The sequence below is a fragment of the Carboxydothermus ferrireducens DSM 11255 genome (assembly GCF_000427565.1).
GTDB lineage: Bacteria > Bacillota > Z-2901 > Carboxydothermales > Carboxydothermaceae > Carboxydothermus > Carboxydothermus hydrogenoformans.
In genome coordinates this window covers 38,357-52,247 of sequence record NZ_ATYG01000009.1, presented here as the reverse complement: position 1 = coordinate 52,247, position 13,891 = coordinate 38,357, and the positions used below count along the sequence as shown (strand labels likewise).

16 protein-coding genes are annotated in these 13,891 nt (G+C 42.7%); 6 read left to right on the top strand and 10 right to left on the bottom strand.

The genetic code is table 11. The features are described from left to right. The first annotated feature begins 178 nt into the window (after positions 1-178). Both CARFE_RS0103770 and CARFE_RS0103765 read left to right on the top strand, forming a co-directional pair. Positions 179-1,177 (top strand): 4Fe-4S dicluster domain-containing protein, encoded by a 999-nt coding sequence (locus tag CARFE_RS0103770; RefSeq protein WP_028051795.1) that lies wholly within the window; start codon positions 179-181, stop codon positions 1,175-1,177. Continuing rightward, positions 1,164-1,874: a formate dehydrogenase subunit gamma gene (locus tag CARFE_RS0103765; RefSeq protein WP_084138749.1), complete on the top strand. Its 711-nt coding sequence runs from the start codon at positions 1,164-1,166 to the stop codon at positions 1,872-1,874. The genes CARFE_RS0103770 and CARFE_RS0103765 overlap by 14 nt, the downstream gene beginning before the upstream one ends. A gap of 74 nt (positions 1,875-1,948) precedes the next feature. On the opposite strand, the gene CARFE_RS0103760 is transcribed toward CARFE_RS0103765, so the two are convergent. Continuing rightward, complete coding sequence (locus CARFE_RS0103760) at positions 1,949-2,848, bottom strand: radical SAM protein (RefSeq protein WP_028051793.1); 900 nt, start codon at positions 2,846-2,848, stop codon at positions 1,949-1,951. Positions 2,849-2,875: 27 nt separating this feature from the next. Here CARFE_RS0103760 and CARFE_RS16535 point away from each other — a divergent pair, with 27 nt between their 5' ends. Then, positions 2,876-3,184, top strand: coding sequence for a 4Fe-4S binding protein (locus tag CARFE_RS16535; RefSeq protein ID WP_257020511.1), 309 nt, complete (start codon positions 2,876-2,878; stop codon positions 3,182-3,184). On the opposite strand, the gene CARFE_RS16915 is transcribed toward CARFE_RS16535, so the two are convergent. The 6 genes from CARFE_RS16915 to CARFE_RS0103730 are packed head-to-tail and all read right to left on the bottom strand — an operon-like array spanning position 3,174 to position 8,429. Further along, complete coding sequence (locus tag CARFE_RS16915) at positions 3,174-3,485, bottom strand: winged helix-turn-helix domain-containing protein (protein WP_456064299.1); 312 nt, start codon at positions 3,483-3,485, stop codon at positions 3,174-3,176. The two genes, CARFE_RS16535 and CARFE_RS16915, sit on opposite strands and share 11 nt — an antisense overlap. A 15-nt stretch (positions 3,486-3,500) precedes the next feature. Then, on the bottom strand, positions 3,501-3,878 hold the full coding sequence (locus CARFE_RS16910; protein WP_456064298.1) for a response regulator transcription factor: 378 nt from the start codon (positions 3,876-3,878) through the stop codon (positions 3,501-3,503). Next, a complete protein-coding gene (locus CARFE_RS0103745) occupies positions 3,875-5,332 on the bottom strand; it encodes a sensor histidine kinase (protein WP_028051792.1) in 1,458 nt (485 codons plus the stop codon). The genes CARFE_RS16910 and CARFE_RS0103745 overlap by 4 nt, the downstream gene beginning before the upstream one ends. Positions 5,333-5,345: 13 nt before the next feature. Further along, on the bottom strand, positions 5,346-6,548 hold the full coding sequence (locus CARFE_RS0103740; protein ID WP_028051791.1) for an ABC transporter permease: 1,203 nt from the start codon (positions 6,546-6,548) through the stop codon (positions 5,346-5,348). A 10-nt stretch (positions 6,549-6,558) separates the two neighbouring features. Next, complete coding sequence (locus CARFE_RS0103735) at positions 6,559-7,251, bottom strand: ABC transporter ATP-binding protein (protein ID WP_028051790.1); 693 nt, start codon at positions 7,249-7,251, stop codon at positions 6,559-6,561. Beyond that, positions 7,248-8,429: an efflux RND transporter periplasmic adaptor subunit gene (locus tag CARFE_RS0103730; RefSeq protein WP_028051789.1), complete on the bottom strand. Its 1,182-nt coding sequence runs from the start codon at positions 8,427-8,429 to the stop codon at positions 7,248-7,250. Before CARFE_RS0103730 ends, CARFE_RS0103735 begins: the two co-directional genes overlap by 4 nt. A gap of 386 nt (positions 8,430-8,815) precedes the next feature. On the opposite strand from CARFE_RS0103730, the gene CARFE_RS0103725 reads away from it, so the two are divergent. The 3 genes from CARFE_RS0103725 (at position 8,816) to CARFE_RS0103710 (ending at position 11,983) form a co-directional block, all read left to right on the top strand. Then, on the top strand, positions 8,816-9,250 hold the full coding sequence (locus CARFE_RS0103725) for a 4Fe-4S dicluster domain-containing protein (RefSeq protein WP_028051788.1): 435 nt from the start codon (positions 8,816-8,818) through the stop codon (positions 9,248-9,250). 18 nt (positions 9,251-9,268) lie between these two features. Next, on the top strand, positions 9,269-11,179 hold the full coding sequence (gene cooS / locus CARFE_RS0103720; protein ID WP_028051787.1) for an anaerobic carbon-monoxide dehydrogenase catalytic subunit: 1,911 nt from the start codon (positions 9,269-9,271) through the stop codon (positions 11,177-11,179). A 132-nt stretch (positions 11,180-11,311) separates the two neighbouring features. Beyond that, a complete protein-coding gene (locus CARFE_RS0103710) occupies positions 11,312-11,983 on the top strand; it encodes a Crp/Fnr family transcriptional regulator (RefSeq protein WP_028051786.1) in 672 nt (223 codons plus the stop codon). A gap of 44 nt (positions 11,984-12,027) precedes the next feature. Here the strand turns inward: CARFE_RS0103710 and CARFE_RS0103705 are convergent, their stop codons facing one another. The 3 genes from CARFE_RS0103705 to CARFE_RS15485 all read right to left on the bottom strand — a co-directional run bounded on the left by CARFE_RS0103705 (position 12,028) and on the right by CARFE_RS15485 (position 13,855). Then, on the bottom strand, positions 12,028-12,477 hold the full coding sequence (locus CARFE_RS0103705) for a universal stress protein (RefSeq protein WP_028051785.1): 450 nt from the start codon (positions 12,475-12,477) through the stop codon (positions 12,028-12,030). Positions 12,478-12,556: 79 nt separating this feature from the next. After that, positions 12,557-13,369: an amidohydrolase family protein gene (locus tag CARFE_RS0103700; protein ID WP_028051784.1), complete on the bottom strand. Its 813-nt coding sequence runs from the start codon at positions 13,367-13,369 to the stop codon at positions 12,557-12,559. A gap of 21 nt (positions 13,370-13,390) precedes the next feature. Next, a complete protein-coding gene (locus tag CARFE_RS15485; RefSeq protein WP_051250138.1) occupies positions 13,391-13,855 on the bottom strand; it encodes a GyrI-like domain-containing protein in 465 nt (154 codons plus the stop codon). Positions 13,856-13,891: the final 36 nt, after the last annotated feature.

The following is a 13,891-nucleotide window of genomic DNA, read 5'->3' as shown; positions in this document are numbered from 1 at the left end:
CAAGAAAACTACCAGTAATTATATTACATTAGCTTCGTTTATACAAATATACAAATTACAAAATAATTATTTTAAAAATTTTTAAAATACTGTTTTTGGCTGTATTTATTGACAGCGAAATTTTTTATAAATATAATCGTAAATTGCAAAATCTTATCAGGTAAAGGAGGTAAGGAAAATGCAGCAAAAGAAAATGTCTCGTCGGGAGTTTCTGCGAAAAAGCTTAATCGCCGGAGCAGCCGGGGTAGTTGCCCTTCATGCAAAACCTAGCTACGCTTCTCCCAATACCCAAAAAAAGTATGCCATGATGATTGACCTGACCAAATGTACCGGTTGTGAAAGTTGCGTTTTAGCCTGCCGTGAAGAAAACCGTCATAAATTTCCCGAACCGGTCCACCCAATACCGGTAAACTGGCCTACCGGAAAGTACGATGACTGGTCTGATAAGCGAGAGGTTCGCGACCGATTAACGCCCTATAATTGGACAATAGTTCAAACAGTTGAGATTTTAAGGAATGGTCAGATTGAAAAAATAAATATCCCCCGGCACTGCATGCACTGTGATAATCCTCCCTGCGCCAACCTTTGTCCTTTTGGAGCAAATACCCAAACTCCGGAAGGCGCAGTGGTTATAGATGACAGCAGTTGCTTGGGCGGCGCCAAATGCCAGGCAGTCTGCCCCTGGGGAATACCCCAGCGTCAGGGGGGAGTTGGTCTTTACATGAAAATTGCCCCTGGCCTTCTTGGCGGTGGCGTGATGTACAAATGCGATTTTTGCCATCACCGCCTTACAGCAGGCAAGGTTCCGGCATGTGTCGAATCGTGTCCTCACGGAGCAATAACCTTTGGGGAAAAAGAAGAAATAATTAAATTAGCCAGGGAACGGGCCAAAGAAATAAATGGCTACATATACGGCGAAAAAGAAAACGGTGGAACTTCTGTTTTATACGTTTCCCATATTCCGTTTTCAGAAATAAATGAAGCCCTAATAAAGCAAGGAGCAGGAGACAAAAAATCTGGGAAACCAGCAATGCCTACATTTACGGATAATCCTTCCGATGCTCCGGAACACCTTGTTAAAAGCCTTGCTCTTGCTCCCTTGGCTGGCCTTTTGACAGCAGGTATTACAGCCTACAAGACTTTTACCAAGGAGGGAAGTAAACATGAAAATGATTAAGAGGCATGATTTCTCGGCAATTATAACCCATTGGCTGGTAGCTTTATCAACTTTTACATTATTTTTTACGGGCTTTGTGCAGTTGCCGGTAGCAAAAAGGTATTTTATTTCTACCCTTCCGGGTCTTAGCTGGTCAGCCGATTATAGCTTTACCCTGAAGCTTCACTACCTGGCCGCAGTGGTTTTAACTTTTGCCTTATTTTTTCATTTGGCCAGTAAAATAATTACCCGGGATTTCGACCTTTGGCCACGCCGGGGCGACATAAGGGAATCTTATTTAATTATCAAAAGTTTAATAACGAAAAAACCCGAACCCCCCAGCGATAAATACCTTGCCGAACAGCGTCTTGCCTATGCATATATGGCCTTTAATTTCTTGATCATAGTATTAACCGGCATGATTAAGGTATACAAAAATCTGCCAGGTATAAGCCTTAACCCAAAACTCGTTTGGCTGGCAACTACTTTGCATAACATCTCCTCCTTTTTATTAGGACTTGGGATCTTCGCCCATTTGTTAGCCTTTATTCTTTTTCGGGAAAACCGAAACCTCATACCCAGCATGTTTACCGGAAAAGTAAGTTTGGAATATGCCAAGCATCGTCACCCGCTGTGGTTAAAGCGTATAAAGAACAATGATAACGACCAGCAAGAAAGACCCCAAACCTTTAAGCAGCAAATTTTTGATGAAGGATAATTTATAAAAAGGGCAAATCCATTTGCCGGACTGCCCTTTTTGCTTTTTTATCTTTTATATCTTTTATGCTTGGGCTATTTAATTAAATTAAGCTTAAGTTTTTTTCCAAAGGAAAGCCAGTAGTGATATTCTTCCCTTGTAATCCTCCGGGAAAGTTCACTAAAACTGTAAGCCTTATGAGCCGGCCAGTACTGGTCCATAAGGTTTACCGCCACGTCCGAAGATAACTCCTTAGAAATAAATTCCAGAACTTTATCGGTTTTAGCTAAATTTTCCGGTAAAATTAGATGGCGAATTAAAACTCCTCTACAGGCTACTCCTTTTTCATCCAATTTAAGTCCTCCTACCTGACGGTCCATTTCTAAAACCGCCTTTTTGGTAATTGCAAAATAGCCCGGAGCCTTGGCATATTTTTTCCCGATTTCATCATCCCCAAATTTAATATCCGGCATGTAAATATCAACTATACCTTCTAACAACCGTAAAGTCTCAACGTTTTCATAACCACTGGTGTTATAAACAAGAGGAATTTTTAACCCTTCTTCTGCTGCTATAAGGACGGCTTTTACAATTGCCGGTACATAATGGGTAGGGGAAACTAAATTGATATTGTGGCATCCTCTCCTTTGTAAGATAAGCATTATCTTGGCTAAAGCTTGGGGCGTAACTTCCTCCCCTTCGCCGTACTGACTTATCTCACAGTTCTGGCAGAAAACACATTTTAAAGTACAGTGGCTAAAAAAGATTGTGCCGGAACCATGTTCCCCCACTAAAACCCTTTCCTCTCCAAAATGCGGTCCATAGCTTGCCACTACCGGTAAATAACCTCCACCGCAAAATCCCCTTTCCCCACGGCTTCGATTTACTTGACAGTTATGAGGACAAAGGGTGCATTTTTTTAATACCTCCTCTAACTTTACAACTCTATCCCTGAGTTCACCGGTCTTTAAAAGTAAGAGGTATTGAGGCTCCATTATCTTCTACCCCCATAATTAGTCTTACTGGCAATTACCGAACACAACGTTCCCTCCATTGAACCTTCCAGCTTTATTTTAAAAATTTTCCCAGAAAAATGCAGTGGTTGCGGCAACTGCGTTAAAAAATGTCAAATTAACGCTCTATCGCTAATAGAAACCGAACCGGGCAATCCAAAAAGCAAAAAAGCCCACGTAAACAAAAACCGCTGCATTGGCTGCGGCCTTTTAAGAGAAGCCGCCAAAAAAGCCGGCCGGTTAAAAGACAACAATCGAAGTAACCAGTCAACATGTAAATTTCCCTCGAACCTCCATTTTCCAACCTCTAATCTCTAATTGGCCATAGACCGCAAAACCGGTAGCCTACACCCCAGATGGTTTCAATATACTGGGGGTTAGAGGGATCCTTTTCGATTTTTTCCCGAAGTTTTCGAATATGCACAGTAACTGTAGATAAATCGCCCAGGGAATCCATCCCCCAAATCCGCTCAAAAAGTTCTTCTTTGGTAAATACCCTGTTGGGGTTTTTAGCTAAAAATAAAAGTAAATCAAATTCTTTCCCGGTTAAATTTACTTCTTTATCTCCTGCAAAAACCCGGCGGGCAGCGGTATCAATCACTAAACCCGGAAATTCCAAAAGATCTTGATTTTTTCATCCGCCGGTTAACCGCTCGTACCGGGCTATATGAGCCTTTACCCGGGCTACCAGTTCACTGGGGCTAAAGGGCTTGGTGATATAATCATCCGCTCCCAACCCCAACCCCCGGATCTTATCGATATCTTCCCGGCGGGCCGACACTAAAAGCACCGGTGTATCTTTTTCTGCCCGCACTTTGCGCAGTATCTCAAAGCCATCAATTCCCGGAAGCATTAAATCCAATAAGATTAAATCATACTCTTCTTCTAAAGCTTTTTTTAAGCCCTGATCACCATTAACTGCAATCTCCGCCAAAAACCCCGCCACTTCCAAATAATCCCGCTCAAGTTCCGCAATACTCCGGTCATCTTCGATAATAAGCACCTTTTTCATGCGCCTTCCCCCAGTTTTTTCAAGGTAAAACCGATAGTGGTTCCCTCATTTAAAACACTATTGGCCCAAATTTCCCCACCGTGCTCTTCAATAATCTTAGCAGCAATTGAGAGCCCCAGACCCGAGCCGGAAGTTCCTGTACGGGCTGAATCTACGCGGTAAAAACGCTCGAAAATTTTCGGTATTGCGTCAATCGGTATTCCCCGGCCATTATCAGTAATTTCTATAATAACCCGATTTTCCTCATCTTTAACATTAATAACCACTTGCGAATTTTCTTTATCCATAAATTTAACGGAATTATCCACAATGTTGTTGATAACTCGCTTTAGTTTTTCGCGGTCGGCCCAAACAAAAACTTGCTGGCAAGGCAGATGAAGTTTAAGCTTAATCCCCTTCTTTCTTAAATCAAACTCCAACTCCTCGGCCACATCGCTTAAGTAACGGTTTAAATTAACTTTTTCAAAATTAAAAGGTAGCTTTTTTAAATCCAGCTTGGAAAAAAGAAACAGCTCATCGATAAGTCCATCCACTTCTAAAATTTTACGGTAAATGGTATCAACATACCGGGATAACTTTTCCGGACTGTCCGCCACCCCATCCCGGATCCCTTCTACATAACCTTTTATCGCAGTAATCGGTGTTTTTAAATCGTGGGAAATGTTGGCTATTAGTTCCTTGCGATTTTCTTCGTATTGTTTTTTTAATTCTTCGGACTCTTTAAGCCTTTTTCGCATCTCCTCAAAAGCAACAAAAAGCTCTCCAATCTCATCTTTGGCACTGTTTTTAACCGTAAAATCAAGATTGCCATTTTTTATCTGCTCCGAAGCTTGTTTAAGCTGGGAAAGAGGTTTTAAAATACTGTGGGAAACAAGAAAAGTTAAAGTACCGTTTGTCGCTACCAGAATTAAAAGAAAAACTACCAGCATGGTAATGCTAAAGCGAGTCAAGATTTTACGGACATTTTCGACATCGGTAATAAAATAAATACTTCCCGGAGTCTTATCACTAAAGTAAAAATCAACCTGTTTTAATAAATAACGTTTCCCATCCGGCGCCTTTATTGCCCCTTCTTCTTCAGGATTCCCAAAGGCAGGTAATTGCTCTAAAAGCTTTTGTTCCCGCATAAGATCTGACGCATAAATTAAATCCTTTCCTTTTTTAACTACAAGATAAGTTTGGTGATTTACCAGTTTTTTCTCCTCAGCGGCCCAGAAACTTTTACTTAAAGCCTTTTCCGGCTGTTTTAAGATATTTATTTTAACTTCATTAATTGTCTCCTGGCGCTCGCGAAAAACTTCTCGAAAGGCTTTAGGCCCATGGGGAAGATTAAAAGCCTGGCCGGCGTCTCCAATATAAATTAAACCCACTAAAAAGCTGGCTACCGCCGATAAAAAAATAGGTATCACTAACATTGCCAAGTAAGACAGTATAAGCCGAAACTTTAAAGACACCGGCCCACCTCCTTTATTCATACCGTAGTGATTCAATCGGATCTAACTTAGCTGCTTTTCTTGCCGGATATATCCCAAAGAAAATTCCCACCGCCGAAGAAAAAACAAGCGCTCCTAAAACCGCCGTTAGCGACAAAGCCGGTACTACCCCTATCATACTTCCCACAATATTTGCCCCCACAATGCCGACAAACATGCCAATTAATCCACCAATCAAAGAAATAATGATCGATTCCATTAAAAACTGGATTAAAATATCGGTGGTAGTCGCACCTATGGCTTTTCTGATCCCTATTTCTCGAGTCCTTTCGGTAACCGACACCAGCATGATATTCATAACCCCGATACCGCCAACTAATAGGGAAATAGCCGCTACCGCTCCGATAAAAGCCGTAAAGATGCCTAAAACATTGTTTATCTGTTCGAGCTGCTGCATCACATTTTGCGCCGTATAAATTTCGTTACCCGCATTGTTATGCCGGGCCTCTAAAAGGCGAATGGCCGCATTTCCGGCATCCTCGACCGCATCCTTTGAAGTAGCCATAATGGTTAAAGTATCAAAGACAACCTCGCCGGAAAATAGTCCCTGAAAAAAGGTTACCGGCACCGTTACAAAAACCGGCATGTTATCGCCGCCGCCAAAAGGTCCGGTAAAACCCTTGGAAACTCCTATAATTGTGACCTTTTTAGGGTTAGTAGCGGGACCAATTTTTAAAGTGTTGCCTACCGCATCTTCATAGCCAAAAAGAGCCTTGGCGGCATTACTGTCAATTATTGCTACTGCCATTCCTTCGTTAAATTCCCGTTCGTTAAAAAACCTTCCGTAAAGGATTTCCACGTTATCAGTATAAAACGAATCCAGCGTTCCTCCAAAAATTACAGCCCGCTTGTTTTTCTGGTCAGTTATTGCCACCCCTTGTTTCTGAACCTCAATAGCCGCATATTTAACCGTTTCTACTTTTTCTTTGATTTTTTCCACGTCATCCAAAGTAAAATAGTCACCGGCACTGGCTTTAGAACTATCAACTTTAATGTTAACACTTGCTACCCCGATTTTTTCGAACTCTCCGGTAATAGCATTTTGCCCGCCCTGCCCCAGGGAAACAATAGCAATAACCGAGCTTATACCAATAATAATCCCAAGCATAGTAAGAAAAGTGCGAAGTTTATTGGCTAAAATACTTTCCAACGCCATTTTCAGGCTTTCATAAATCATAGTAGCCCCCCTATAATACAATCCGGTTTACCACCGGTTCGTCGGATATTATTTGGCCATCACGAAAACGTATTATCCTCTTGGTATGCTGGGCGATATCCGGCTCGTGGGTAACTACCACTATCGTTACCCCCTCATCATTTAGCTTCTGAAAAATTTTCATAATTTCCTCTGAAGACTTGGAGTCTAAGTTCCCGGTCGGCTCGTCCGCTAAAATTACTTTAGGGGTATTAACTATAGCCCGGGCAATGGCAACCCGCTGCTTTTCCCCACCGGAAATTTCATTGGGATAGTGTTTAATACGATGTAGAAGACCTACTTTGGCTAAAGCCTCCAGGGCTTTTTCCCGCCGCACTTTACCAGGGATGCGGGCATAAACCATCGGCAGCATAACATTGTCTAAAACCGTCATGCGGGGAATTAAATTAAACGCCTGAAAAACAAAGCCAATCTCCCGGTTTCTGATAAAAGCCCGCTCTTTATCGGAAAGCTTAGACACATCACGACCGTCTAAATAGTAGCTACCAGAAGTCGCCCTATCAAGAAGCCCTAAAATATTCATCAATGTTGATTTACCGGACCCCGATGGGCCCATAATCGAAGTAAACTCTCCGGCTTTTATCTTTAAACTAATATTTTTTAAAGCCCGAAAGCGCTCTTTCCCTACCTCGTACTCTTTAACCACATCTACTAATTCAATCACTGCATCCGCCTCCCCAGTCCGCCGGCAAAAGGAAGCCTGACCGGAGCACCATCAGTAACTTTTAATCCCGGGTTTAAAATCACCGTTTCCCCCGCTGTTAACCCGGAAGTAATTTCAACTTCATCATCCGACCAAAGACCCGTTTGTACTTCCTTTTGCTTTGCTTTCCCCTGTTCGACTACAAATACCGATGTTTTATCTTTTTCCTGGCGTATTGCTTCCACCGGCACCTTTACCACCCCGGTTTTGCTTCCTATTAAGATATCAGCATCCACATCAAAACCAACCTTTAAATCAGGGTTTTTATCTAAAATTTTAATTTCTACCCCAACAGTGCTTTCCTGCCCCGAGGCAGTCATTGTGGTGCTGGCTACCGGCTCAATAAAGCTAACCTCGCCATTGTAACTCTTTTTGCCATTACGTAAAATTACTTTTTGGCCTAAAGAAACTTTAGCTGCATCAAACCGGCCAAGCTTTGCTACCGCCTTTAAATTAGAAAGATCCATAACGGTCACCGCCGGCTGCATTGAGTTAGCCATAGCTCCTTCCACCACGTTCACCGCGGTAACCACCCCGGAGAAGTCGGCGGTTATCTTGTCCTGGGCCTGAGCTGCTGCTTTTTTGGCATTATCTAAGGCAAGTTTTGCAAGCTTTACCGAGTTTTCCGCTTGCTTAATTTTTGCTTCGGATACCGGCTGGATATTATCCCGCTGTTGTTTTAAGCTTTCAAGTTTTGCCGCATCTTGATTATTGCTTTTTTCTAAGCTACTTATCTGAGCATCAAGTTCTTTTATTTTATCTTCAATATCCTTTTTCTGAGCATAAAGCTCATCCCGCTGTAGCACTGCATTTTCATACTGAATTTGGGCCTGTTCGATTTGCAAGCTTAAATCCTGGGTTTCAAAGGTAACTAAAACATCACCTTTTTTAACCCTATCTCCAACTTTAACATAAACCCTTTTTACCTTAGCTTGAGGAGCATAGTAATCTTTTTTCTTTTGGGACTCAATTGTCGCAGAAACCGAAAGATAAGCTTTCACATCCCCTACGGTAGCTTTAGCGGTTTTAACATCAAGCTGAAGGTTTTTTCTATCCGTCACTGCCCGATAGGAAAAAAACCCCACCACAACTACCGCTAAAACCACCAGCACTAACGCAATCTTTACACCCTTTTTCATAATTCACCCTCCATTTCAAATATTTTAGTTTTATTCTAACTTCTTTTTCTAAATTACGTCTTAATCATTTCTTAAAATTTTCTAAATTAACCAAAGAACTAAAAACTTAACATGCTTTTTTACAAAAAAAAACGGTTTCGAAAACCGCAATAGTTTAAGGACCAGTGTAAATTAAATAAAAAATGTAAAGTACTTTACGGAATTAAGAATTTTTCTCAAGTATACTAAAAGTAATCAAAATCGGAAGGATAAGGGGTAGGTATTATGAGTGTGGCGTGGGAATATTGGCATTCGCGAATTATTCAGAAAAGTTAAATTTATCCCGCAATATTGTCAATTTAATCGAATTACAGAGGCCGGTGAGCCCACTCAGGGAGGAAGGGAAAATGAACAAAGTAATTTTTAATAAAAACCTTTGTGTAGCCTGTCATAGCTGTGAAGTTAGCTGTTCAATCATCCATTCTTCGGAAAAATCACTAATTTCCGCAATATTAGAGGGTATTAGACCAAGACTACAAATTGTTTATACCACCGGCGACAAAACCGAAGGAATTACCATAGAACAATGCAAGCATTGCAAAAGAGCCAAATGCATTGAAGCATGTCCTCAAGGAGCGCTTTTTTATGATGAAGAAGGGAGAGTTGTTTGTTCGGAAGAAAAATGCACCGGCTGTGGGCTTTGTGAAAAAGCCTGCCCGTTTCATGCTATCAGGGTGATTGACCGCTGTATAAAATGCGATTTATGCAAAGATGTTTCCGTCTTTCCGGTCTGCGTTACCTCCTGTCCAGTTGGTGCTCTAACGGTAAAGGAAGTCCAATAAAAAAGGGGTGAAGATTTAATGGCTAAGCAAAATTTAAAGTCTACCGACCGTGCCGTCCAGCAAATGCTGGATAAGGCAAAACGCGAAGGTATCCAAACGGTATGGGATCGGTATGAGGCTATGAAACCTCAGTGTGGCTTTGGTGAAACTGGTTTATGCTGCCGCCACTGCCTGCAGGGTCCCTGTCGCATCAATCCCTTTGGTGATGAACCCAAAGTGGGTATTTGCGGGGCAACCGCCGAGGTGATAGTAGCCCGGGGATTAGATCGGTCCATTGCTGCTGGAGCAGCAGGACATTCCGGGCACGCGAAACACCTGGCTCATACTTTGAAAAAAGCTGTTCAAGGCAAAGCAGCAAGTTATATGATTAAAGACCGGACCAAGTTGCACTCCATTGCCAAACGCCTTGGTATTCCCACCGAGGGACAAAAGGATGAAGATATCGCTTTAGAGGTAGCAAAAGCCGCTCTGGCTGATTTTCACGAAAAAGATACTCCGGTCCTGTGGGTAACTACGGTATTGCCTCCCAGCCGCGTCAAGGTTTTGTCGGCCCACGGTCTGATTCCCGCCGGTATCGACCACGAAATAGCTGAAATTATGCATCGTACTTCCATGGGTTGTGATGCCGATGCTCAAAATTTATTACTGGGCGGTCTACGCTGTTCCCTGGCCGATTTAGCCGGTTGTTATATGGGTACCGATTTAGCCGACATTCTCTTTGGTACCCCCGCGCCGGTAGTTACCGAGAGCAATCTTGGAGTGCTCAAAGCCGATGCGGTCAATGTGGCCGTTCATGGGCATAACCCGGTCCTGTCCGACATCATCGTTTCGGTAAGCAAAGAAATGGAAAACGAAGCGCGCGCAGCCGGCGCTACCGGTATTAACGTGGTAGGTATTTGTTGTACGGGCAACGAGGTTTTGATGCGTCATGGCATCCCCGCCTGTACTCACTCGGTAAGCCAGGAAATGGCCATGGTTACCGGAGCCTTAGATGCCATGATTCTTGATTATCAATGTATTCAGCCTTCCGTAGCTACCATAGCCGAATGTACCGGAACTACCGTTATCACCACTATGGAAATGTCAAAAATTACCGGGGCAACACACGTGAATTTTGCCGAAGAAACGGCCGTTGAAAATGCCAAGCAAATCCTTCGCCTGGCCATCGATACTTTCAAACGGCGCAAAGGTAAACCGGTCGAAATCCCCAATATAAAAACTAAGGTAGTTGCAGGGTTTTCTACGGAAGCCATCATCAATGCTCTCAGCAAACTGAACGCCAATGATCCGTTGAAACCGTTAATTGATAATGTAGTTAACGGTAATATCCGGGGAGTTTGTCTCTTTGCCGGTTGTAACAACGTCAAAGTTCCCCAGGATCAAAATTTCACCACAATTGCCCGCAAACTACTAAAGCAAAATGTTCTCGTAGTAGCCACCGGCTGCGGTGCCGGCGCTCTGATGCGTCACGGCTTTATGGATCCAGCCAACGTAGAAGAGCTTTGTGGTGACGGCCTTAAAGCGGTACTGACTGCCATTGGGGAAGCCAACGGTTTAGGTGGCCCTCTGCCACCGGTCCTTCATATGGGTTCCTGTGTGGACAACTCCCGGGCAGTCGCTTTAGTGGCCGCTTTAGCCAATCGACTGGGGGTAGATATGGATAAACTTCCGGTGGTAGCCTCAGCCCCAGAAGCTATGCATGAAAAGGCCGTTTCGATTGGCACCTGGGCCGTAACCATAGGCTTACCCACTCATATCGGTGTTTTACCGCCCGTTACAGGCAGTTTACCGGTGACCCAAATCCTTACGAGCAGCGTCAAAGATATAACCGGAGGCTACTTTATTGTCGAACTCGATCCCGAAACAGCGGCCGATAAGCTCCTTGCAGCAATCAACGAACGCCGGGCCGGCCTGGGATTACCATGGTAGAAATTTTAAAAATGGCTTTGGTCCATAACATTGTTATATCCCTCCGCGAAGGAGGGATTTTTTTGCCCAGCCAAACAGGGAATTCTTCGGAAGTCAAACTCAGTGGTATAATGGCTGCAGGGGGCGATTTTAATGCGCAGTTTTGGTTTAATAACCAATAATAAACTGCTCGGTGAGTTATCTTTAGACCAGCTTAAGGAGTTTATCCCCAGTTTTAAAGAGATTTACCTAAAGAAAAAAGAAATAGCCTTTTCCCCAGGAATCTATCCCAACGATATTTTTCTCGTTACCAAAGGCCGAATCAAGGTCTTTCTCACTTATCCCGACGGTAAGGAGTTTATCCTAACAATACTGGATCCGGGAGATATTTTTAGCGGACATACCCGCGCCTTTGGTCAGGCTCTTGAAGATTCGGTTATGTTGCTGATGCCGTTAGATGCCTTTCGGAAAATGCTGGCAAGGTATCCTAATTTAATGTATGGTTTGATTCGGGTGCTGGGAGATGCGTTAAAGCATTCTTTAGACGTAATCGAACAACTGGTATTCATGGAAGCCAAAATCCGCCTGGCTAACCTTTTATATCAGTGGACGTTTAGCCGAGGCATTCATCAGCATGATGGCATTCTGGTGCATACCGGTTTGACCAGGGAAGAACTTGCCTATCTAATTGGAGCTACCAGACAAACACTGACTACTTTATTAAAAGAATTTGAAGCCCAACAAATCATTACAGTGTACAGGAGAAGCATTTTAATACGGGACATCGACGCCCTTAAAAAGGTAATATTTCAGTTAAGTTTGTAACAGTCTTCAGCCATTAATCCAACTCAATTATTCAACGCCTTATCTTACTTTACAATTAGCACCGGGCAACGGGCAAGCTGCGATACTTTGTGGCTGACACTTCCTAAGAGCAATTCCTTTACCCCAGAAATCCCCCGATTGCCCACTACAATTAACTCCACCCCTTTTTCCTGGGCATAATTTACAATAGCGCTGGCCGGTTCTCCCTCTAACACCTTAATTTTTCCGCTAACTCCAGCCTCTTCGACTCTTAAAAGCCTTTCTCTAAGGGTTTTTTCTGCTTTAGCTTTAAGCTCATCGGTAAGCTCCTGGATCACCGATTCCGGCACGTAGGCAATCGCCCCAGGCGGAAAAACATTGGGCAAAGTCGGCCAGGGGGTTACATGGACAAGATGAATTTCAGCTCCACTTTCTTTGGCAAGCCCAATAGCCATCTCCAAAGCCTTATCCCCTTTAGCTGAACCGTCAATCCCCACTAAAATTTTTTTAAACACCTTTTTCACCTTCTTTACCCTTTATCTTTTCTTTTATTATACCTTAATTTGCCAGGAAAAGATACTTAAATCCAGGCTTTTAACCCCTGCCCATAAACTCCTCGGCATTTTTAAACAAGATTAAATCTTCCTTCTCCCGCCCCAGGTTAAAAGAAAAAAGCTCTTCCAAAGCTAATTCAGGTGAATAATCCATTATCGGAAAGTCGCTTCCAAAAATTATCCTTTCCGTATAATTTAAGAGAACATTTTGCAAGTACTTATTATTAAATTTGGGATTTCCCAGGACATAGGCTGTATCGAGCCAGAGGTTTAGATACTTATCTACCAATCTCAAGTACTCATTTAAATAATCCGGTAAGCCAAGATGAGCAACCATAATTTTCATTCCCGGAAAAGTTTCCAGGAGTTTCTCTACCTGCTCCGGTAATATAAACTCCGCTTTTACCGGCATACCGCTTCCATGAAGGACCAAACCTTTTCCTTCTTCAGCTAAAATTTTATACACCTCAAAAAACCTGGGGTCATCGGCTCCCACTTTTTGCACAAAACAGTGAATTTTTACTCCTAAAAATCCCTTATCTAAAAATTCCCGCACCATTTTCCCCTTATCCCGGTCGTCTTGATGTACCGCTAAGTAAGGCTTCACCTGCGGATGCCTTTCTTTAACATTATCTAACCATTCGTTTAACCCCCAGCTCATTTCCGGTTTATGGATATACCCCAAAACCATCATTTCAGAAATCCCCAGAGACTCTAAATAATTAAGATAGCCCTCTAAATCATACTTAAACGGCATATTCCAGCCCAAATTTTCCTCAAACCACCGGTATATTGCCCGCATGAGCTTATCCGGCAGTAAGTGAACGTGACCGTCAATAATTTTTCTTTTCATCATTGCCCCCCAACCTTTACCTTATTCTACCGGCACAAAAAAGTATATTTTAGAATCTTTTTGATTCGGGCGGTACCGTTCATTATAAAGTTCAAAATCATAATTACCAACCGGCTTTAAGCCCTCATCCTTTAAGTGGCGACAGTAAATATCGTGGATTAACTTTGGAAGTTTATCCGGATCTCCCGGCAAAGTAAAAACCGCATACTTGGCAGGATCTACTTCTACCGCAACCATTTCTTCAGGTACTTCCTCTATTTTTGCTACTTCCACCGCCGCCAAATAAAGAAACTCGCCGGTAGCAAAAAACTTCTTGCTATAAATACTAAGCCCATAGCACTCTTTCTCATTTACCCGATTTTTAATTTCAAAAATTCTTTCGCTAAACTTTTTCCACAATTCTGAAATTTCTCCGTTTTCATTTCGCCCTTCATATTTCATTCCCACTAAGAAAAATCCCGGTTTGAAAATTATCTCCGGCGTCATCCAATTCCCCCAATCTTTTAACCTAATTATAAACCA